This is a genomic window from Chryseobacterium sp. SORGH_AS_0447 (genome assembly GCF_030818695.1).
Lineage (GTDB): Bacteria > Bacteroidota > Bacteroidia > Flavobacteriales > Weeksellaceae > Chryseobacterium.
This window is the reverse complement of the sequence record NZ_JAUTAR010000001.1, coordinates 1299609-1319532: the sequence shown is the minus strand read 5'-3', so window position 1 is coordinate 1319532 and position 19924 is coordinate 1299609. Positions and strand designations below refer to the sequence as shown.

Here is a 19924-nt window from a genome sequence, read left to right as displayed (position 1 = left end):
AACATAAAACAAACACATTATGAAAATTGCTATTCTCGGCGCCGGAAACATGGGCCTTTCTTTTTCGAAATCGTTTTTAAAATACGAGTTGATCAAGCCGGAAAATCTACACCTTATTATCCGAAACCAATCTAAATTTTCCAAAATAGCAGAAGAATTCCCAAAATCGGAGATTTCTACTTTTGAGGAAGTGGAAACACTCGATGCCGATCTGATCATCATTGCCGTAAAACCTCAGGATTTTACCCATGCTGCCGAAAATCTCAGGTTCCCGCTGAAAGAAAAGCAAATGGTTTTATCGATCATGGCAGGAATTAAAATAGAGAAGATTCAGAAACTGCTGAACCATCCGTTAGTCGTAAGAGCCATGCCGAACTCCCCTACTCTTCTCGGGATGGGAATTACAGGCTATACGGCAGCGGAAGGAATTTCTTTTAGCCAACTCATCCATATCGAAAGACTTTTGAATTCGACGGGAAGATCGGTATACTTGGAAGATGAAGAGCTGCTGGACAGCGTTACGGCCCTCTCCGGAAGCGGACCGGCATATTTTTATTATATTGTCGACGCGATGATCAAAGCAGGGATGGAAATGGGAATTGAAGAAAATTTGTCCCGGCTTTTTGTACAGCAGACGATGTTGGGGGCTTATCACCTGATTAACAATTCGGACAAAAGCCTTGAACAGCTCATTCAGGATGTGGCTTCAAAAGGAGGAACTACCGAAGCAGCCCTGAAGACCTTTAACGATAATAGTCTGAAGGACATTCTTAAAAACGGAATCCTGAATGCGGAAAAACGAGCGAAGGAACTGAACGGATAATGGGTTTTACTGAAAAACTTTGTCAAAGCTTCCATCAATCCGCAGCTCCATCATTTTGAAAATACCCCAATCTCTTTTCAATAATTTTTTTAATTAAAAACCCTAAAAACACCCCGAAAGTATTCAGGATAATATCATCCACTTCAAAAATTCCCATCCTTGAAAAATACTGGAGCGCTTCGACGATGGTAATGGCCGAGACAAAAGCAAACAGCAAATTTCTAAGATCTTGAAGCCTGGAAAAAACCCATCCGAGGAAACCGAAAGGCATAAACATCACAATGTTTCCTACGACAATCTTGAAAGCATCTTTCCATGAAATACAGCCTTTAATGAAGTTTATGGTAGAGACGATAGGCGCTACCGTCAGAAGGTGATCATCCATCTGCTTGCGACCCATCCCAAAGAACATAAGATACAGCAGAAAAAGGGTGTAGGGAGCAATAATAATTTTATAAAATTTCTTTACCATCGTTTACAAATTTATTCATTTCAAAAACATTAAATTTGTATATTAAAACAAATTCATGAAATACGTTTTGCTTACGCTGATTTCGGCGATGCTATTGTCCATTTCCTGGCCTACTTACGGGGTTCCGTTTTTTATATTTTTTGCATTGGTTCCGCTTCTGATGATGGAGCACGGCGTTTCCAAATTCTCCGATTACGACAGAAAAAGCTGGGTGGTTTTCGGGCTGTCCTATTTATGCTTTGTAATCTGGAATGCCGTAACGACCGGCTGGCTGTATGGCTCCAAAAACCCTGATGGAAGCCACTCGATGATGGCAGTTTTATTTCCCGTACTCGTAAATTCATTTTTGTATGCCCTGGTTTTTCAGTGCTACCACTGGTATAAAAACGCACAGGGAACGTACTGGGGGCTGGCCTTTCTGATTGCCATCTGGATGAGTTTTGAGAAATTCCATCTGGGCTGGGAACTTACCTGGCCGTGGCTGAATTTAGGAAATGTATTTTCGGATTACCCTAAGCTGATCCAGTGGTACGATACATTAGGAGCTACCGGAGGAAGCTTCTGGGTTCTGCTGACGAACGTTCTGATTTTCTATACTGTAAGAATCTGGCAGGCAGGAAGAAAAAGAAAAGATTTAATTAAAAACACCTCGATTGTAGCCGCATTGGTGATCCTGCCTATGATCATTTCTGTTGTAAAATATAACAGCTTTGACGAAAAACCGATCGGCAGCGTAAATGTCCTGATGCTTCAGCCGGATCTTGATCCTTACGCTGAAAAATATTCTCAGGACAGCCTAACGATCGAGAACGATTTGTTAAGTCTGGCCGAAAGAAATTCAAAAGGAAAAATAGATTATTACATCGCTCCCGAGACCGCGCTTCCTGGAAATGGGTCGATTTCCGAAACCGCTTTTGAAAAAAGTTTAATTTTAAATAATATTAAAGGTTTTCTTTCAAAACATCCGGGTTCGGTTTTTACGACGGGGATTTCTTCACATCATTTTTACACTTCGGAAAACGGCCTGCCGAAAGAAGCTTATCAGCTTAACCCGGGACTTTGGGTAGAGCGTTTCAATTCTGCGATCCAGGTGATTCCGAATCAGAAGGTTGAGGTCTATCATAAAGGAAAACTAGTGCCGGGCGTTGAAATTTTCCCTTACATTAGCTATCTGAAACCGCTTTTGGGTAATGCGATGATCAACCTCGGAGGAACGGTTGCTTCTCTGGGAACCGATAAAGAACGTACGGCATTTTCAAACCCGTTCAACAAAGGTAAAGTGGCCCCGATTATCTGCTATGAAAGCATTTACGGTGAATTTACAGGAGATTATGTGAAGAAAGGAGCCAATTTCCTGGCCATCATGACCAATGATTCGTGGTGGGGTGTTACGGAAGGCCATAAGCAGCTTTTATCGTATGCTAAATTAAGAGCTATTGAAACCAGAAGGGAAATCGCACGTGCTGCCAACAGCGGAATTTCCGCTCATATCAATGTAAAAGGCGAAATCATAGAAGATACTTTTTACGGTGATAAAACCGCACTTTATGCAAAAGTAAACCTGTATGACGGAATGACGTTTTACACCAAGGCCGGAGATCTGCTTTCCCGGTTTTCAATTTTTGCATTAGGGTTTCTGCTGTTTTATTTCTTAATCAAACGGTTTCAGAACAGGACAAAAAGAAATTAATATCCGATGAAACTTTTTAAATTGATAAATTTAAAGACGACTTTCAGATTTATTTAAATTAAATTCGGAATGTATCTTTCTTATTCTCAATGCGTACTGTGACTGATCCACGGTTAAAATCCGGATTGTCCGTCAGTAGGTTTTTTATAAATAATTTTATAAAAGATTTGTCTATCTGAAAAATTCTTCGTTATTTTGCACTCTCAAATATTATAGTACAAATAAGAACATCGAGATATGTCAAGAATTTGCCAAATAACAGGAAAGCGTGCAATGGTTGGTAACAACGTTTCTCACGCTAATAACAAAACGAAGCGTCGTTTTGAAATTAACTTATTAGAGAAGAAATTTTACCTTCCGGAGCAAGATAAGCACGTAACACTGAAAGTATCAGCTCATGGATTGAGAGTGATTAACAAAATTGGAATCGAGGAAGCTATTGAAAGAGCGACTAGAAACGGATTGATTAAAAAGAACTAAATCATGGCAAAAAAAGGAAACAGAGTTCAAGTAATCCTTGAATGTACAGAGCACAAAGAAAGTGGTATGCCAGGAATGTCAAGATACATTTCTACTAAAAATAAAAAGAACACAACCGAAAGATTGGAATTGAAAAAATACAATCCTGTTCTTAAAAAGGTAACCGTACACAAAGAAATCAAGTAATTTATAAAATATAATTTACCATGGCAAAGAAAGTAGTAGCGACGCTACAAAGCGGACAGTCTAAAAAAATGACTAAAGTGGTGAAAATGGTGAAGTCTTCTAAATCAGGAGCTTACGTTTTCGAAGAAAAAGTAATGAATGCAGACGAAGTAGATGGTTATTTGAAAAAATAATCTCCACTTTATTTACAATATAAAAAACTACTCATCTTTTGGGTAGTTTTTTTGTTATCTTTGCTTTAATCTAGCTGGAAGTCAGAGGCTGGAGGTCTGAAGTTTTAATCATGAAAATAAGAAAAAGATTAAGCACATCAGGTCTACATTGCCCATCTTCCTTCATTAATTAAATTCCGTAATTCATAAGATGAGTTGGTTTAAAAATATTTTTAAAAAAGAAGAAAAAGAAACATTAGACAAAGGATTGGAAAAATCCAGCCAGGGTTTCTTTGAAAAAATGACAAAAGCCGTTGTCGGTAAAAGCAAAGTAGATGATGAAGTACTGGATGACCTGGAAGAAATCCTCATTGCCTCCGACGTCGGTGCCTCCACCACCATCAAAATTATCGAACGAATTGAGGAACGCGTTGCCCGCGACAAATACGTCGGTGTAAGCGAACTGGATAAAATTCTCCGGGAGGAAATTTCAGGATTGCTACTTGAAAATCCTCATGCCGGAACAGGAAATATCGATGCGTCCAAAAAACCATACGTGATTATGGTTGTTGGCGTAAACGGTGTTGGGAAAACCACCACCATCGGAAAGCTGGCCCACCAGTTTACAACGGAAGGAAAAAAAGTGGTGCTTGGAGCTGCCGATACCTTTAGAGCTGCAGCCGTAGACCAGTTGGTCATCTGGAGCCAGAGAGTAGGCGTTCCTATCGTAAAACAGGAAATGGGGTCCGACCCTGCATCCGTTGCTTTTGATACCGTACAGAGCGCCGTGGCACAGAATGCCGATGTCGTAATCATTGATACGGCAGGAAGACTTCACAATAAAATCAACCTGATGAATGAGCTTTCAAAAATCAAAAGGGTAATGCAGAAGGTGATTCCTGACGCTCCTCACGAGATTTTGTTGGTTCTTGACGGTTCTACCGGCCAGAATGCTTTCGAGCAGGCCAAACAGTTTACCGCCGCAACAGAAGTAAATGCCTTGGCCGTAACGAAACTTGACGGAACCGCTAAAGGAGGCGTTGTTATAGGTATCTCAGATCAATTCCAGATTCCGGTGAAGTATATCGGGGTAGGAGAAAAGATGCAGGATTTGCAGTTATTTAATGGTACAGAGTTTGTAGATTCATTTTTCAAGAAAAGATGATGTTCATCATGTTTTCCCCACATTAATAATGAACCAAATTAAATATTAACATTAAAAAATGCGACTATGGGATTTATAACATGGATTATTTTCGGACTACTGGCCGGAGCAATTGCTAAAGCGATCATGCCTGGAAAACAGGGAGGTGGAATGCTTATCACGATGATTCTGGGAATTATCGGAGCCTTCATCGGAGGATCAATCGGGGTTTACCTGCTTCATTGGGGAGATGTAGATTCTTTCTGGAACTTCAGAAGCTGGATCTTAGCCATCGGAGGTGCTTTAATTGTTCTGTGGATTTACGGAATGCTCACGCGAAGAGCTTAACAAGCAACCAATAAAAAAATTAAAACGGCGGATTTGAAATTCAAATCCGCCGTTTCTTTATACAATAGTTAATTTAGCTTAGTTGATCTTAATCTGGTAAGGCATTTCCATTTTTACTTCAGACTGCAGTTTTCTTTCTTCCACGATCTGTTCCAACAGTTCATAATTCGCCTTTCCTATTTTGTTTTTAACCACCCTTGCCGAAATATCATCCTCATTAAGATCTTTGAAGATCTGTTCGAACGGTGTCATTCTTTTCGGATAAGAGGCTACGCTGTAGGATTTCAGCCCGGCCTTCTGAGCCGCAAATTTTACCGCATCATTTAATGTTCCCAATTCATCCACCAAACCAATCTGTTTAGCCCGTGTTCCGCTCCATACCCTTCCGCCACCGACGCTGTCGATCTGCTCAAAACTCTTTTTCCTGTTCTGCGTTACGAAATGTACGAATCTTTTATAAGTTCCTTCCACACTTCTGGTAATCATATTTACCCCGTAAGGCGTCACTCCGTTAAGTGATGAATAATATTGAGAGTTGGCATTTGTAGAAACAATGTCTGAACGGATCCCGTTTTTATTGGCAATTTCCTTAAAGTAAGGGATCACCCCGAAAACACCGATCGATCCTGTAAGGGTATTCGGTTCCGAATAGATCTTATCGGCAGCCATGGCGATATAATATCCTCCTGACGCAGCATAATCTCCAAACGAAACAACCAGCGGCTTTTTCTTTTTCAGCTGCTGCAGCTCAAATAAAATCTCATCAGAAGCATTGGCACTTCCTCCGGGAGAATTGATCCTGAAAACAACGGCTTTTACCTTATCGTTTTCCTGCAGGTCTTTGATATATTTGATATACTTTTCCGAATGAATATCATTATAATCATCTCCTCCGTTAATGGAACCCGAAGCATACAGAACCGCTACCCTATCTCCCGAATTTTCATCATCGGAATATGAAGCGATGTATTTCCCCAAAGAAATCTTATTTAATTTGTCATCTTCTTTTATATTTAATTTTGAGCGGATGATCTGGTCATATTCCGTTTTCTGGATCAGCTTGTCCGCCAGTTTGTATTTCAGACCCAAATCCGGGATCATCCCATAGAGGCTATCCACGACAGTCCTGAATTGTGCCGTATCGATCTTTCTGGAAACCGCTATTTTTGAAGAGGTATTTTTCCAGATGTCATTTAGAAGGGTACTCAACTGCTCCTTGTTTTCCGGGGAAATATCATTTCTCAAAAAAGGTTCAACCGCAGACTTGAATTTTCCGTGACGGATCACCTCAATTCCGATTCCGTACTTGTCTGCAAACTCTTTAAAAAATGCAACTTCAGTAGCTAAGCCTTTCAGCTCGACCATCCCGGCCGGATTCAGATAATATTGATCTGCCACGGATCCTAAATAATACGCTGCCTGAGAAACTGCATTTCCGTAAGCATATACAAATTTTCCACTTTTCTTAAAATCCTGAATGGCATTTCGGAGATCATCGATCTGGGTAATGCCCGCATTGAGATAATCGGTCTCGATGCTTATTCCTTTGATGTTATCATCGGTCTTCGCCTTGTTGATGGCCTCGATTGCATCGTAGATCAAAACATTTTTATTCTGGTCGCTGAGGTCAAAAAGTCCTTTTTTCTCTTCGGTAGGGCTGTCTATAATATTGGTTTTCAAGTTAATGGTAAGGACAGAATTCTTTTTTACCTCTACCGACTTCTCACTTCCCATTGCGCTGAACACAAGCATTATGATAAAAAAGAAGAAAAACACGACACATAAGATGACAATAGCCACTATATTTGCCAGTACATTTTTAAAAAAACTTTTCATATATCAATCATTTTTTAATATGTCGCAACATAAAGTCGTTTTGTTACTGGGAAGTAATCTTGGGGACCAAAAAAAAAATCTGGAAACCGCAATAAAAAAATTGGAAGAAGGGGGAAATGAAATATTAAAAATTAGTGAATTTTTAACATCTGAGCCCGTAGAATTTGCCAGTTCCAATATTTTTTGTAATATTGCATTGATAATATTTACAGATCTTTCGCCTATTCGGCTGCTTGATCAGATCAAGAGCATTGAAATGGAAATGGGAAGAGTAAACGATTCTAAAGTATCAGGCGGATATACTGACAGAGTAATCGATATAGATATCGTTACCTTCAACGGGTTAAAATTTAGCTCAGAAAGATTGGAAATCCCTCATCAAAAGCATCTTTTTGAAAGAGAATTTTCCAGAATATTATTAAAAGATTTTATCTGACATAAAACATAAAACATATTGTATGAAATTAGGTTTATTATTATTGGCCACATTGCCTATTGCTACGTATGCACAGGATAGTATAGCCGTTACTTCAAATGATAAGTATCCGAATACATTCTCTTCAGGTTCTGCCAATGTTCAACCTTTTAACAACAAAGCCAAAAGATTCAACGACTGGTCTATATCAGTGGGGGGTGGTGCTGCCTTTATGGTGCATTCTGACCTCAAATCCATCTATGATAAAAAGATCAATTGGGGGTATAACGCGTATGTAAGTTTGGACAAACAGATTACACACGTTTTTGGACTAAGCCTTATCTACCAGAGAGGTGAAACAACACAAAAGGCTCAGTTGGAAGGTGCAGCAGGTATTGCTGCCGGAGTTGCGACAGCAAACACCAAGTATAACCAGGTTGCTTTGATGGGAGACATCAACTTCTCAAACCTTTTAAGAAGAGTTGATAACCATTCTCCGTACAGATGGGCACTACACGGTTATGCAGGTGCTGGATTCATGAATTTTGATACTTCTTTGTACGACAACAATGAATTCAGATGGAGCAATGATCCTAAGCGAATTCCTTTGTTTATTGAACAGAAGTTTGCACTTAACTCTCTATATTACCAATTTGGTGCAGGGGTTAAATATAATGTTTCCAAACTAATCGATATCGAAGCCAGAACCATGTATATCATGAGTGGTGATGATGAGTTCGATGGTGGAGGATATGCTGGTCCTGCTGATTACGATCCTTCTTCAAAAGTATCGAAGTACAACATGATTAGTAAAGGAAGATCCGACAATGCATGGACCGTTAACCTGGGAGTCTCTTTCAAACTTGGAAAACACGAAAGCCACCTGGCTTGGCATGATCCTCTTCAGGAAGCTTACTACAAAACGAATGTATTGGAAAACCAAAGCACAGAGCTTGTTGTATGTGAAAAAGGAGACCTTGATAACGACGGAGTTTGCGACGATTGGGACAGACAGCAAGATACTCCTGCAGGAGCAAGAGTAGATGGCGCGGGAGTTGCATTGGATATGGACCTGGATGGTGTGATCGATTTATACGATAAATGTGTAACCGTTCCGGGACCGGTAGAAAACCAAGGTTGTCCTACCACAACTACAAAATAACTAAATCATTTAATTAACTAAATAAAAAATACACTATGAAATTAAGTTTAGCAATTGTTGCATTGGCTTTAACTGTTCCTACAGTTGCTTTTGCACAAGACTCAACTGCAGTGGCTTCATCAGGACAGTATCCGAATACCTTCTCTTCGGGCTCTGCGAATGTTGCCCCGTTTACAGATAAATCAAAAAGGTTTAACGATTGGGCAATTTCAATTGGTGCTGGTGTACCATTGGTACAATCTGCAGACTTAACCTCCATAAAAAACGGTAACGGTAACAACCTTTTCGGATATTCTGCATATATAAGTATCGATAAAGCAATTACGCATGCTTTTGGTCTTAATTTACAGTACGACCGAGGTGAAACCAGGACAAGGTTTCTTCAATACCAAAGATGCTGCCCCTGCCAATGCATCCGTAACGCAGCAGGTAGGAGCAAGAACTCAGTATGATGCAATCTCATTATTAGGGGATATCAACTTCTCAAATCTTTTGAGAAGAGTAGATAACCACTCCCCTTTCAGATGGGCACTTCACGGATATGCTGGTGTGGGAGTTTTATCTTACAGAGCATACCAAAAGGATGAAAACGGACAAAGAGTCGCAAATGAAGTAAAAGCATTTGAATTAGGTACTATGTTTGCTCAGGCAGGTGCTGGTCTTAAGTTTAAAGTGAACAGAAGACTAGACATCGAAGGTAGAGTAATGTATGTAGTAACCGGTGATGACCAATTTGACGGTGGAGGTGCTAAATATAGTGCAATCAATCAACGTGAAGAGCAGGTTTCCGATAACTTCGTTAACGCTACGCTAGGGATCTCTTTGAAACTTGGAAAACACGAGTCTCACCTAATGTGGCATGACCCGCTTCAGGAAATCTATTACAAGCTTGATGTATTGGCTAACAAAAACCAGGATATCGAAGTTTGTAAAAAAGGAGATCTTGATAATGACGGTGTTTGCGACGATTGGGACAGACAGCTTGATACTCCTGCAGGTGCAAGAGTTGACGGTGCGGGTGTAGCTCTTGATACTGATCTTGACGGAGTAATCGATCTTTACGATAAATGTGTAACTGTTCCGGGACCTGTGGAAAACCAAGGTTGTCCTACTACTGCTCCTACACCGATAGGACCTGTAACTGACGATACGAGAACTTTAGAAGGAATTGAATTCGATCTTAACTCAGACAGAATTTTACCTTCTAACACGCCGATCCTTAACAATGCTGTTAACTACATCAACTCTTCGTCAGGTACTTACACCGTAATTGGTGCTACCGATACAAGAGCTTCTGAAGCATACAACCAAAGATTGTCTGAAAGAAGAGCGAACAACGTTAAAGATTATTTAATTAAAAACGGAGTTCAGTCCGGTAAACTTGATGCGGTAGGTAGAGGTGAAAAAGACCTTAAATACCCTGAGTGTGATCCTGCTACTAAATGTCCTGAATGGAAAAACAGAGCAAACAGAAGAGTTTACTTCGAAGCTAAATAATAATTTTATTATTAAATTATATAAAGCCATGCAATGCGTGGCTTTTTTTATTATATTACTTTTAGTATTTTTATCCTATGATTTCCCAGCAAGATTTTCAGGAGTTAAAGCGTAAGACATTGAAGCATTTTTGGGGTTACGATCATTTTCGTGATGCCCAGGAAGCCATCATTGATTCTGTAATCAATGCAAAGGATACGCTTGTCCTGTTGCCTACCGGTGCCGGAAAGTCTTTATGTTACCAGCTTCCCGCGTTACTCAGAGAAGGAACCTGCCTGGTGATTTCACCATTGCTGGCCCTGATGAAAGATCAGGTGAACCAACTGAAGTCCCGGGGAATTGAAGCGGAATATTTATCGTCCGAACTGGATGAATTTGATGCAGAAACCATTTATGACCGATGCAAAGAAGGGTTAACAAAAATACTATACATTTCTCCTGAACGAATTACCAACAAACAGTTTATCCAACATATTGAAGAGATTACCCTATCTTTCATTGCGGTAGATGAAGCACACTGTATTTCGGAATGGGGACAGGATTTCCGTCCCAGTTATCAGAACATAAAAGAATTCAGGAAAAATAATCCCGAAATTCATTGCCTGGCTTTAACGGCAACCGCAACTCCGAAAGTGCTGGATGAAATCAAAATAAAACTTGGGCTGAATGATCCCAACGTTTTTCAGAAAAGTTTTAAAAGAGATAATATTAAAATCTTCACCGAGGAAATTTCAGATAAATTTCAGAAAGTGTTTGATATTTTAAAATTTACCAATGAATCCGGGATTGTATATGTCAGAACCAGAAGAGAAGCAGAACAGCTCAGCGAGTTTTTGCGGAAGAACCAGCTAACGAATGTTGATTTCTTTCATGCAGGATTATCCACCAAAGAAAAAAATACCCGTCAGCACATCTGGAATACCAGCGATAACCATGTTCTAATTTCCACCAATGCTTTCGGTATGGGAATCGATAAGGATAATGTGCGTTTTGTTCTCCACTATTCTCCGGCCCCGTCGATTGAAAATTATTATCAGGAAATCGGAAGATCCGGAAGGGACGGTAAAGAAAGTTTTGCTTTTCTGTTGTGGAACAAACAGGAAATCATAAATTTCGACCAGATTCTAAAAAACCAGATTCCCAATAAAGCGGAATTCCTGAAAATTATTACCTACCTCTACTCTATTTTTCAGGTGGCTGAATTTGAGCTGCCGGAAAAAGTTTTTCCTTTAAACATCAATGGAGCTCAGAATTTCACGAAACTGTCGAATGCCAAAATCAGAAATGTCCTGAACTTTCTTCACAATCAGGAAATCATTTATTTTAATGATCATAAAAGTCTTTCATCCTTACAGCTTTTGATGCAAGCCCATGAAATTGATCAGCTTCCCAAAAAAGATGCTTACTTTATTGAACTGATGCTCCGTACCATATCGGGAATTACCACGCATAAGGTCATGTTCAGCGAGCAGCAGGTCAGTGGAAAAATCGGGGTGAGCATCGAACTGATTAAAGAAAGACTGAAAGAACTTCAGCAGAAAGGCTACGTAGAATATGTCGATGGGGCTTTATCAAGCATCAAATTCTTAAAGCCGAGGGACGAAAGATTAAACAGTTCAGTCTACTGGAAACTTTTTGAACATATTCAGAAAAATAAAATCCAGAAGTGGGAAGAAATGAAATTTTTCCTGGAAGACAGCCAATATTGTAAGATGAAACTGATTCTAAGCTATTTCGGTGAAAAAAATGCCAAAAATTGCGGTCAGTGCTCCGTCTGTGAAAAAAACAAACAGTCTATTTTCGGAAAAAACATTTCAAACCAGATTCTTAATCTGTTGAGCAAAAGACCTGCGACTATTGAAGAGCTCTCCATCCAGCTGAGTTATCATTCGAAAGAGAATATCCTCGAAAACCTCATTTTCCTTCTGGATACCGGGAAAATAAAAATGCTTAATTTCAGAACTTATGCCATTGCATGAGTAATGAGTAATCATTAATAATAATTTTTTTAATTTTTAATCCTTCGATAAAGGGTTTATCTTTGCAGCATGAAATCATTGAAAGTCGTATTCTTAGGAACTCCGGAGTTCGCCAAAACTTCTCTGGAAGCCATTCATCAGTCTCACCATGAAGTTGTCGGTGTCGTTACCGTTGCTGATAAAGCAAGCGGGCGTGGACAAAAAATCAACCAGTCACCCGTAAAAGTTTTCGCTGTAGAAAACAATCTTCCGGTTTTTCAGCCTGAAAAACTGAGAAATCCTGAATTTTTAGAAGAACTGAGAAAGCTGGACGCTGATGTTTTTGTAGTAGTTGCGTTCCGGATGATGCCGAAAGTTTTATTTGAAATGCCTAAAATGGGGACTTTCAACCTTCATGCTTCCCTGCTTCCCGATTACAGAGGTGCAGCTCCGATCAATTATGCGATTATCAATGGTGAAGAAAAATCCGGAGCAACCACTTTCTTTATCAATGAAAAAATTGATGAAGGAAATATCCTGTTACAGGAAGAATTAACGGTTCTGCCCGATGAAAATGCGGGAAGCCTTCACGACCGGCTCATGGAAATGGGCGCCAGGCTGGTGGTAAAAACCCTGGACGGACTGGCAGAAAATTCAATTACCGAAAAACCTCAGCCACAGGTGGAGCATCCGAAAAATGCTTTTAAAATTTTCAAGGAAGATACAAGAATCAACTGGGCCGGAGATTCAAAAGAGATCCATCAGTTTATCCTCGGAATGTCGCCTTACCCGGCAGCTTTCACCACATTAAAGATTGGAGAGGAAGAAAAAGGATTAAAAATTTTCGGTGGCAAATTTGAGATTTCAAAACATGGGAAACCGGCCGGAAGCCTGGAGATTTCTAAAAACGAATTTAAAATCTATACCGCAGACGGAATTTATTTTCCTTTAGAACTGCAATTGGAAGGAAAGAAAAGAATGAACATCAAAGATTTCCTGAACGGATTCAGAAGCTTTGAACACATAAAAATGGCTTGAGAAATTCTCAAGCCATTTTTATATATTGTCAATAGTGAATTTTGCTTCGCAAGTCAATAGTCAATTTTTAAAACCTACAAAAAACTGACAAACGCAGCGAATTGATAATTCACCATTTACCCTAAAGCTGCACCATTTCGGTAACCTCCACATCATATCCTCCAACCTGAGGCTTAATGTTCGGATTTTGGGTGATTACTTTAAATTTATTGATTCCTAAATTTTTGAGGATCTGTGTTCCGATACCGTAATCTCTGTAATTGAACGCCAGGGTCGGATGCTGCTGTTGGCCATCCTGATAATTCAGGAACTGCTGTAATTTTTTCAGCGTATTTTCAGCATTTGAAACGTTATTGATAAAAATAATAGCACCTTTCCCCGCTTCATTCACCATATTGGTTACTTTCTCAAGCAAAGGCTTTTCACCGTTGTTTAACCTTGTCAGTACATCAAAATATGAATCTGAAGACTGCACCCTCACCAATACCGGTTCGTTTACTGTCCAGCTTCCTTTCGTTAAAGCAAAATGGATCTGATCATTGGAAGTTTCCCGGAAGGCATAGAAATCGAAATCGCCGTAAGCGGTTTTTACCTTTCTTTCTTCAAGTCTTTCAATCAGGTTTCCTTTTTTAAGCTGATAATGGATCAGGTCTTCGATAGAAACGATTTTCATATCATGCTTCTGCGCAAAAGCATACAGCTCCGGCAAACGCGACATGGATCCGTCTTCATTCATGATCTCGCAGATTACCCCACCTTCTTTCAAACCTGCAAGACAAGTCAAATCGATGGCTGCTTCCGTATGTCCTGCTCTTTTAAGAACGCCTCCTTTTCTGGCACGTAGCGGGAAAATATGCCCCGGTCTCATAAAATCGGTCGGCTTGGAATTCTCATCCATCAAAGCAAGAATGGTTTTTGCCCGGTCCGCTGCTGAAATTCCGGTAGATGTTCCGTTACCCAAAAGGTCAACCGAAACGGTAAAAGCCGTTTCTTTCGGGTCGCTGCTTCTGCTTACCATTACTTCAAGGCCCAGCTCATCGCATCGTTTTTCTGGAAGCGGCATACAGATCAGCCCTCTTCCGTGAAGCGCCATAAAGTTGATAATTTCAGGGGTCGTAAGTTCAGCTGCACAAAGAAAATCACCTTCGTTTTCTCTGTCCTCATCATCCACTACTATGATTATTTTACCATTTTTAAGGTCTTCGATAGCCTCAGGAATAGTATTTAACTTAATATCAGACATTTTACTTTTTAATTTATGCAAAGATACTTATAAAAACAGGCATCTTCCAATTAATCTAAATTCTTTATTATTCGCCGAATACGGCGTTTTTGGCTTTTCTGAAAATATGATAAGACGCCAGTCTTTTCTGATGATCGTAGATGTGGGAATTGATCATCAGCTCATCTACATTGAATTTTTCCTGGAATGTTTTCAGCTGTTGCTCGATCTCAGACTGATGTCCGATAAAGGTATACCTCAGCTTCTGCAATACCATCGATCTTTCCATCGGCGACCAGATGTCATCCATATTGTCTACCGGCGGCGCGAAAGGCTTTCTGTCGTTCCGGATGATATTGATAAATGCCTGGAACAACGTCGTGGAGATTTTATGTGCTTCTTCTGAAGTCTCTGCGGCAACGCCATTTACGCAGGCAATAACATAAGGCTGATCCAAATATTTTGAAGGCTCAAAATGTTCCCTATAAATGTTGAACGCCATTTCCATCTGCTCCGGGGCAAAATGCCCTGCAAAAGCATACGGAAGTCCCAATTCGGCAGCCAGAAAGGCACTGTCGGTACTGGAACCAAGGATATACAACGGAATATCCAGTCCTTCCCCCGGAATGGCCCGGACCAGCGCGTTTGAATTTTCCTTGGAGAAATATTTCTGCAATTCCAGGATCTGTCTCGGAAACTGCTCGTTGATGATGGCCGGATTTCTTCCCAATGCCTTAGCCGTAAGTCCGTCGGTTCCAGGAGCTCTCCCCAAACCAAGATCAATCCGCCCCGGGAAAAGGGATTCCAATGTTCCGAACTGCTCGGCAATTACCAGCGAACTGTGGTTCGGAAGCATAATTCCCCCCGATCCTACTCTTATTTTTTTTGTTCCGTTGGCAATGAAACCGATCAGGACCGAGGTTGCAGAACTCGCTATACTTTCCATATTGTGATGTTCCGCCAGCCAGAATCTTTTATAATCTAAACTTTCAGCATGGTTGGCCAGAGACAGACTGTCCTGAAACGTATCATGAACCGTTTTCCCTTGTTTTACCGGCGCAAGATCCAACACTGATATTTCGAAATTTTTCATACTTTTTATTTTAGTTTTAAAAACTGAACAAAGATAAGGCTAATAAAATTCATTAGTTACTTTTTGTAATTGATAGGATTGATGGTGATGGAAAGGGAAAAGCTATTGGAAAAATTGATGAACTAACCTAATGTATTTCGGAAAACCCGTTTATCTTTATTATTGAGAATATTTAAGGTTAAATCACAAAGGCTAGCAATAAGTTTATTTGTATATTTAAAAGCATAAAAACTTTAACCTTATGATACCTGAATTTTTAAATAAATTCAAAGCCGATCTTGAAAGATTCCGAATGGAAATGGTAGAAATTCAAGCAATTGCTGTTTCTGCTCAAGAGCCTGTCTCCATTACAGGAAGCAAATTTTTAGGCAAGCCTTACCTTCCTAAAAATACGGAATACCCCAAAGATCAGAATAACAAGCCAATGATTCTCTGGGCACAGATCAATTTCAGTGAAGTTCCCCAGCTTGACGGATATCCAGACTCAGGCATACTACAATTATACATGTCTTCAGATGATTGGTACGACACTACCGATTATAAGATTATGTTCCATGATGATACTGCAGAGGAGGCTCAGGATGATTTTTCCTTCCTGACTGAAGATCTTTATGACGAAGTTCCTATCTACAAAGAACACCGTTTAATCTTCACAAAAGATACGAAATTTGGCAGTAGCGAAGACCATAGGTTTTCTATGCAGTTTGACGGTAAAGAATTTTGGGAATTCCGTGATACACTCAATCACACGGAACAGGAGGAAATCGATAAAATAATTGACGGGGCTGGTCACCACATTGGTGGATATGCTTTTTTTACTCAAAGTGATCCTCGGGATTATACTGAAGATAAAGAGAATGACCTTCTGCTTCTCCAAATCGATACGGATGATGAAATTATGTTCGGAGATTCAGGAGTAGCGCATTTGTTTATAAATCCAAAAGATCTTGCAAATAAAAAGTTTGATAAAGCATGGTTTTATTGGGATTGTTGTTAAAAATATCAAGTTTATGAAGCCAAAAATAATGTATATCGAAAACAAGTCTTCAGGTCATCACGGATACGCCTGGATTGGATTTGTGGAGTTTTCAAAATCCGGGCAAACAGTTTATTTCAACAATAAAGCGTTGAAAAAACTTAAAGTCCCGGGTATTTGGGGAAATTATTTTGATATTGAAACCGGCGAAGAATATTGGATTTCTGGAGTAAAGAAAAACGGACAGGACAGACACCGGTTTGGAAGCGGAAAAATTATGATTGACAAAAATTCTATTTCGGAATATTTAAAGCTTGTTGATTTTACAGCTCTCGATGAAAACCATTTTGAATTTGTTGAGGTTGATAAAACTGATAAAGAAAGATTTAATGAATTGGAGAATGCAGAAACTTTATTTCGAAATAGATCTCGTGCTGCCTCTTTTTATGATAACAATCGAAGAAAACTAATTTCAGACTTAAAACATCCTGATTGAAAATCGCCACCCTCAATATCGACTGGGCCAGAAAAAAGAACCCACAAAAAACGGCAGCATTCCTGAACCGGTTTGATTTTGACTTTCTGATTCTGACTGAAGCCGTGGATCTCGATCTTACCAGGTTTCCTTATAAATATCTCTGCGCATCCATCCCTGAAAATACAGTGTATGAAAATCTTAATTATACGGATTATCTGAAAGGCGAAAAAGCTTTCCGAACCATTTTATATTCTAAAATTCCTTATTCGAAAAAATATTCAGTAACGGATGATAAAACAAATCTTGCTGTAGAATTTGAAACTGCATTCGGAAACATCGTTTTCTACTGTACCATTATCGGGACATGGTTTAACCGCCAGCCCTTTGCAGATAACGAATTACGCAATACCATTTCAGATTGCAAAAGAATTCATGCGGAGAACCCTAATCTGTTTATTATTGGGGATTTCAATACTTCTTTTAAAAAGGGTGAAGAAAATCTATGCATCAGTTCTAAAACAACGGCAGATTTAAAAGAGCTGTTTCTTGATTTAAAATTAATAAATGTTACTTCGGAAATCCAGAATAATATTGATCATATCGTGATTCCTGAAGCTTTTACTAATCAGTTTTTCGATACCGGAATTGTCGTAGAGAAAGACTTGATCAGCGATCACCAGGGGATTTTTATTTCTACCGATCATAAAAAAAATCAGTAATTCATAAAATTGCTGACTGTTTTTTTATTCTAATGCTTCTCATTCTATTCTAATCAAGACTGAGACTTCTCCTTCAGATACGTAAAATGATTAATCAAAATCCTGATTTCATTGAATTCAAAATGGCTCGGCAGCGCATTCTTCCATTCCGTTAAAGTCTCTTTCCGGTCTTTGTAGAAAAGTTCTTCGAAAGCTTTGATTTTATCGGAGGTAATAACCCTGGAAATATCAAGCAAACCCTGTTCTGCGAATTTTGCCAGGTGTCCGAATACCGTTTCTTTGACCAACCCTCTTTCCAAAGCGATTTCGGCAATGGTTTTTCCCTGCTCAAATAACTGGAACGTCAGAACCTGGGACGGGACTTTGGCGATTTTCATGCTCACTTCCTGATTGTTTTTTTCGTCCAGCAGCTTGGTTTCCAACAGATGGATTTCCTTCAGGCTGTTCAGGTATTCTTCCACATCTTCAAGCCATACCCGGAATTCTTCATTATATTGTTTTAAGCCTTTGGTTCCCTTGATCTCCGCATAAAAATCTTTCAGCGGATTAAAAACCTTATACCGGATCTCTGTAAAAAAGAAATTAACGGCGCCTTTCGTTTTGCTTTCAATCTCCGACCATTCTTCTTTCTGCTCGATGAAGTTATTAACCTTCTGCGAAATTACCCGTTGCAGCTTTTCGTAGATTTTTCCAAGATTGACAATCTCATGCTTCAGCTGCACGTACAGCTGATTGGTTTTTACGTGGTCAATGCTTTTCGTAGCCACCGACAGTTTATTCCATTCTTCCACTTCATTCAAAAACCACAAGCAGTCGACCGTACGGAGAACTTTTTTGATGCTGTAATCGTACTTTTCGTTATTCAGGATGGCTTCCACTTTATCATTGGCCACCGTATCGGTATGGAAATACAGGATCCTGTTATCTTTGAAAATAACTTCCGGTGTGATTCTGGATTTTAAAACAATTCCTTCCAGCGTGCGGCAACGGGACAAAGCCACATACACCTGCCCGGCCGTAAAACTCTTTCCGGCATCGATGATGACCCTGTCAAACGTCAATCCCTGGCTTTTATGGATCGTAACTGCCCAGGCCAGCTTGATCGGAAACTGTTCGAAGCTTCCCAATACTTCTTCCTTGATATTTTTATCGGTGTCCAGGAAATATTTTTTCTGTTCCCAGACCTCTCTTTTTACCGTAATTTCCCTTTCGCTTCCGTCGAGGATCACTTTAATTTCGTTTTCATCAAGGGCAGAAATTTCCCCCAGCTTTCCGTTGAAATACCGCTTCTCCCCCGACACATCATTCCGGATAAACATGATCTGCGCGCCAATTTTCAGGTCCAGGAACTGCTCGTTTGGAAACTGGTTCTCCCTGAATTCTCCGAAAAGTTTGGCTTCATACGTTTTGGCCGATACTTTAATTTCATCCAGCTTTTCCTGGTTGATATCATCTGCCATTTTATTGTGCGAACACAGGTAAACATAAGGCTCATCCTCCGAACTGAAATCCGGATCGTATCTTTTATTCAGCTTTTCAAAATCGATATTGGCAATATCGCCGTCACGGATGGCATTTAAAATCGCCAGAAAATCCTCGTCGGACTGTCGGTAAACTTTTGTTAGCTCAATGGTGATCAGTGGAATTTCCTTGATCGCATGACTATCGAAAAAGAATGGGGAATTATAATACATTTTTAAAATATGCTCATCCCGCACCACCGGCGGCAGCTGGTACAGATCCCCGATGAACAACATCTGTACCCCCCCGAAACGCTGGTTGTTCCTTCTGATGAATCTCAGGGAGAAATCCATCATATCCAGCACATCAGCCCGTAGCATCGAAACCTCATCGATGATGATGATCTCTACTTCCCGGAGAAGCTTTAATTTATCTTTACGGTACTTGAAATGCGGCATCAGGTCGGCAATATTATTTGCCAGACTGGTATCTATTCTTTCAGTCGTCGGTAAGAAAGTTCTCAGCGGTAATCCGAACATGGAGTGAATGGTAACGCCACCTGCATTGATGGCTGCAATCCCAGTGGGAGCAACGACAATGTGTTTTTTTCTGGTGCGTTTTACAAAATCATTAAGGAAAGTCGTCTTTCCCGTTCCGGCTTTTCCCGTTAAAAATACGCTTCGGTTGGTGTGTTCTATTAAGTCAAAAAAATGATTGTTCATCGCAGTCAAAATTACGGAAATGAATCTTAAAAACCTTACCTTGGCATAAGTT

19 protein-coding genes and 1 pseudogene are annotated in these 19924 nt (G+C 39.8%); 15 read left to right on the top strand and 5 right to left on the bottom strand.

The features are described 5' to 3' along the window. The first annotated feature begins 19 nt into the window (after window positions 1–19). Complete coding sequence (proC, locus tag QE422_RS06180) at window positions 20–823, top strand: pyrroline-5-carboxylate reductase (protein ID WP_307455965.1); 804 nt, start codon at window positions 20–22, stop codon at window positions 821–823. Window positions 824–857: 34 nt separating this feature from the next. On the opposite strand, the gene QE422_RS06175 is transcribed toward proC, so the two are convergent. Then, window positions 858–1295, bottom strand: coding sequence for a VanZ family protein (locus tag QE422_RS06175; RefSeq protein ID WP_307455964.1), 438 nt, complete (start codon window positions 1293–1295; stop codon window positions 858–860). A 55-nt stretch (window positions 1296–1350) separates the two neighbouring features. On the opposite strand from QE422_RS06175, the gene lnt reads away from it, so the two are divergent. From lnt to QE422_RS06145, 6 genes are all read left to right on the top strand, one after another. Then, window positions 1351–2985: an apolipoprotein N-acyltransferase gene (lnt, locus tag QE422_RS06170; protein ID WP_307455963.1), complete on the top strand. Its 1635-nt coding sequence runs from the start codon at window positions 1351–1353 to the stop codon at window positions 2983–2985. A 237-nt stretch (window positions 2986–3222) separates the two neighbouring features. Beyond that, window positions 3223–3465 carry a 50S ribosomal protein L28 gene (rpmB, locus tag QE422_RS06165; RefSeq protein ID WP_002976757.1) on the top strand — a complete coding sequence of 81 codons (243 nt, stop codon included), beginning with the start codon at window positions 3223–3225 and terminating at the stop codon, window positions 3463–3465. A gap of 3 nt (window positions 3466–3468) precedes the next feature. Beyond that, on the top strand, window positions 3469–3651 hold the full coding sequence (rpmG, locus tag QE422_RS06160; RefSeq protein ID WP_027379950.1) for a 50S ribosomal protein L33: 183 nt from the start codon (window positions 3469–3471) through the stop codon (window positions 3649–3651). A 20-nt stretch (window positions 3652–3671) separates the two neighbouring features. Continuing rightward, complete coding sequence (locus tag QE422_RS06155; RefSeq protein WP_002976755.1) at window positions 3672–3824, top strand: DUF4295 domain-containing protein; 153 nt, start codon at window positions 3672–3674, stop codon at window positions 3822–3824. A 190-nt stretch (window positions 3825–4014) separates the two neighbouring features. After that, window positions 4015–4968 carry a signal recognition particle-docking protein FtsY gene (ftsY, locus tag QE422_RS06150; protein WP_116547960.1) on the top strand — a complete coding sequence of 318 codons (954 nt, stop codon included), beginning with the start codon at window positions 4015–4017 and terminating at the stop codon, window positions 4966–4968. A 66-nt stretch (window positions 4969–5034) separates the two neighbouring features. Continuing rightward, the gene (locus tag QE422_RS06145) at window positions 5035–5295 is read left to right on the top strand and encodes a GlsB/YeaQ/YmgE family stress response membrane protein (protein WP_294297794.1); all 261 of its coding nucleotides are present in this window, start codon (window positions 5035–5037) and stop codon (window positions 5293–5295) included. A 78-nt stretch (window positions 5296–5373) separates the two neighbouring features. Here QE422_RS06145 and sppA read toward each other — a convergent pair whose 3' ends face one another. Then, complete coding sequence (sppA, locus tag QE422_RS06140; protein WP_307455959.1) at window positions 5374–7131, bottom strand: signal peptide peptidase SppA; 1758 nt, start codon at window positions 7129–7131, stop codon at window positions 5374–5376. 19 nt (window positions 7132–7150) lie between these two features. Here sppA and folK point away from each other — a divergent pair, with 19 nt between their 5' ends. The 5 genes and pseudogenes from folK (at window position 7151) to fmt (ending at window position 13201) form a co-directional block, all read left to right on the top strand. Further along, window positions 7151–7567, top strand: coding sequence for a 2-amino-4-hydroxy-6-hydroxymethyldihydropteridine diphosphokinase (gene folK, locus QE422_RS06135; protein WP_307462293.1), 417 nt, complete (start codon window positions 7151–7153; stop codon window positions 7565–7567). A gap of 22 nt (window positions 7568–7589) precedes the next feature. Then, on the top strand, window positions 7590–8708 hold the full coding sequence (locus QE422_RS06130; protein ID WP_307455957.1) for an OmpA family protein: 1119 nt from the start codon (window positions 7590–7592) through the stop codon (window positions 8706–8708). Window positions 8709–8743: 35 nt separating this feature from the next. After that, a pseudogene (locus QE422_RS06125) lies at window positions 8744–10205 on the top strand (OmpA family protein). A gap of 77 nt (window positions 10206–10282) precedes the next feature. Next, entirely contained in the window at window positions 10283–12184 is a 1902-nt protein-coding gene (locus QE422_RS06120; protein ID WP_307455956.1) for an ATP-dependent DNA helicase RecQ, read from the top strand. A 69-nt stretch (window positions 12185–12253) separates the two neighbouring features. Further along, on the top strand, window positions 12254–13201 hold the full coding sequence (fmt, locus tag QE422_RS06115; protein ID WP_307455954.1) for a methionyl-tRNA formyltransferase: 948 nt from the start codon (window positions 12254–12256) through the stop codon (window positions 13199–13201). A gap of 121 nt (window positions 13202–13322) precedes the next feature. Here the strand turns inward: fmt and ribB are convergent, their stop codons facing one another. After that, a complete protein-coding gene (ribB, locus tag QE422_RS06110; protein ID WP_307455952.1) occupies window positions 13323–14444 on the bottom strand; it encodes a 3,4-dihydroxy-2-butanone-4-phosphate synthase in 1122 nt (373 codons plus the stop codon). Between the two features lie 67 nt (window positions 14445–14511). After that, window positions 14512–15516: an LLM class flavin-dependent oxidoreductase gene (locus QE422_RS06105; protein ID WP_307455951.1), complete on the bottom strand. Its 1005-nt coding sequence runs from the start codon at window positions 15514–15516 to the stop codon at window positions 14512–14514. A gap of 241 nt (window positions 15517–15757) precedes the next feature. On the opposite strand from QE422_RS06105, the gene QE422_RS06100 reads away from it, so the two are divergent. The 3 genes from QE422_RS06100 to QE422_RS06090 are packed head-to-tail and all read left to right on the top strand — an operon-like array spanning window position 15758 to window position 17689. After that, entirely contained in the window at window positions 15758–16513 is a 756-nt protein-coding gene (locus QE422_RS06100; RefSeq protein WP_307455950.1) for a YwqG family protein, read from the top strand. A gap of 13 nt (window positions 16514–16526) precedes the next feature. Then, window positions 16527–16988: a hypothetical protein gene (locus QE422_RS06095; protein ID WP_307455947.1), complete on the top strand. Its 462-nt coding sequence runs from the start codon at window positions 16527–16529 to the stop codon at window positions 16986–16988. After that, window positions 16985–17689, top strand: a complete 705-nt coding sequence (locus tag QE422_RS06090) for an endonuclease/exonuclease/phosphatase family protein (RefSeq protein ID WP_307455946.1) — start codon at window positions 16985–16987, stop codon at window positions 17687–17689. The genes QE422_RS06095 and QE422_RS06090 overlap by 4 nt, the downstream gene beginning before the upstream one ends. 53 nt (window positions 17690–17742) lie before the next feature. Here the strand turns inward: QE422_RS06090 and QE422_RS06085 are convergent, their stop codons facing one another. Beyond that, the gene (locus QE422_RS06085; RefSeq protein WP_307455944.1) at window positions 17743–19872 is read right to left on the bottom strand and encodes a helix-turn-helix domain-containing protein; all 2130 of its coding nucleotides are present in this window, start codon (window positions 19870–19872) and stop codon (window positions 17743–17745) included. Between the last annotated feature and the right edge of the window lie 52 nt (window positions 19873–19924).

Excerpts from the sequence above, each read along its gene's own strand:
- proC (WP_307455965.1), top strand. The coding sequence starts at position 20 with ATGAAAATTGCTATTCTCGGCGCCGGAAACATGGGCCTTTCTTTTTCG.
- QE422_RS06175 (WP_307455964.1), bottom strand. The coding sequence starts at position 1,295 with ATGGTAAAGAAATTTTATAAAATTATTATTGCTCCCTACACCCTTTTT.
- lnt (WP_307455963.1), top strand. The coding sequence starts at position 1,351 with ATGAAATACGTTTTGCTTACGCTGATTTCGGCGATGCTATTGTCCATT.
- rpmB (WP_002976757.1), top strand. The coding sequence starts at position 3,223 with ATGTCAAGAATTTGCCAAATAACAGGAAAGCGTGCAATGGTTGGTAAC.
- rpmG (WP_027379950.1), top strand. The coding sequence starts at position 3,469 with ATGGCAAAAAAAGGAAACAGAGTTCAAGTAATCCTTGAATGTACAGAG.
- QE422_RS06155 (WP_002976755.1), top strand. The coding sequence starts at position 3,672 with ATGGCAAAGAAAGTAGTAGCGACGCTACAAAGCGGACAGTCTAAAAAA.
- ftsY (WP_116547960.1), top strand. The coding sequence starts at position 4,015 with ATGAGTTGGTTTAAAAATATTTTTAAAAAAGAAGAAAAAGAAACATTA.
- QE422_RS06145 (WP_294297794.1), top strand. The coding sequence starts at position 5,035 with ATGGGATTTATAACATGGATTATTTTCGGACTACTGGCCGGAGCAATT.
- sppA (WP_307455959.1), bottom strand. The coding sequence starts at position 7,131 with ATGAAAAGTTTTTTTAAAAATGTACTGGCAAATATAGTGGCTATTGTC.
- folK (WP_307462293.1), top strand. The coding sequence starts at position 7,151 with ATGTCGCAACATAAAGTCGTTTTGTTACTGGGAAGTAATCTTGGGGAC.
- QE422_RS06130 (WP_307455957.1), top strand. The coding sequence starts at position 7,590 with ATGAAATTAGGTTTATTATTATTGGCCACATTGCCTATTGCTACGTAT.
- QE422_RS06120 (WP_307455956.1), top strand. The coding sequence starts at position 10,283 with ATGATTTCCCAGCAAGATTTTCAGGAGTTAAAGCGTAAGACATTGAAG.
- fmt (WP_307455954.1), top strand. The coding sequence starts at position 12,254 with ATGAAATCATTGAAAGTCGTATTCTTAGGAACTCCGGAGTTCGCCAAA.
- ribB (WP_307455952.1), bottom strand. The coding sequence starts at position 14,444 with ATGTCTGATATTAAGTTAAATACTATTCCTGAGGCTATCGAAGACCTT.
- QE422_RS06105 (WP_307455951.1), bottom strand. The coding sequence starts at position 15,516 with ATGAAAAATTTCGAAATATCAGTGTTGGATCTTGCGCCGGTAAAACAA.
- QE422_RS06100 (WP_307455950.1), top strand. The coding sequence starts at position 15,758 with ATGATACCTGAATTTTTAAATAAATTCAAAGCCGATCTTGAAAGATTC.
- QE422_RS06095 (WP_307455947.1), top strand. The coding sequence starts at position 16,527 with ATGAAGCCAAAAATAATGTATATCGAAAACAAGTCTTCAGGTCATCAC.
- QE422_RS06085 (WP_307455944.1), bottom strand. The coding sequence starts at position 19,872 with ATGAACAATCATTTTTTTGACTTAATAGAACACACCAACCGAAGCGTA.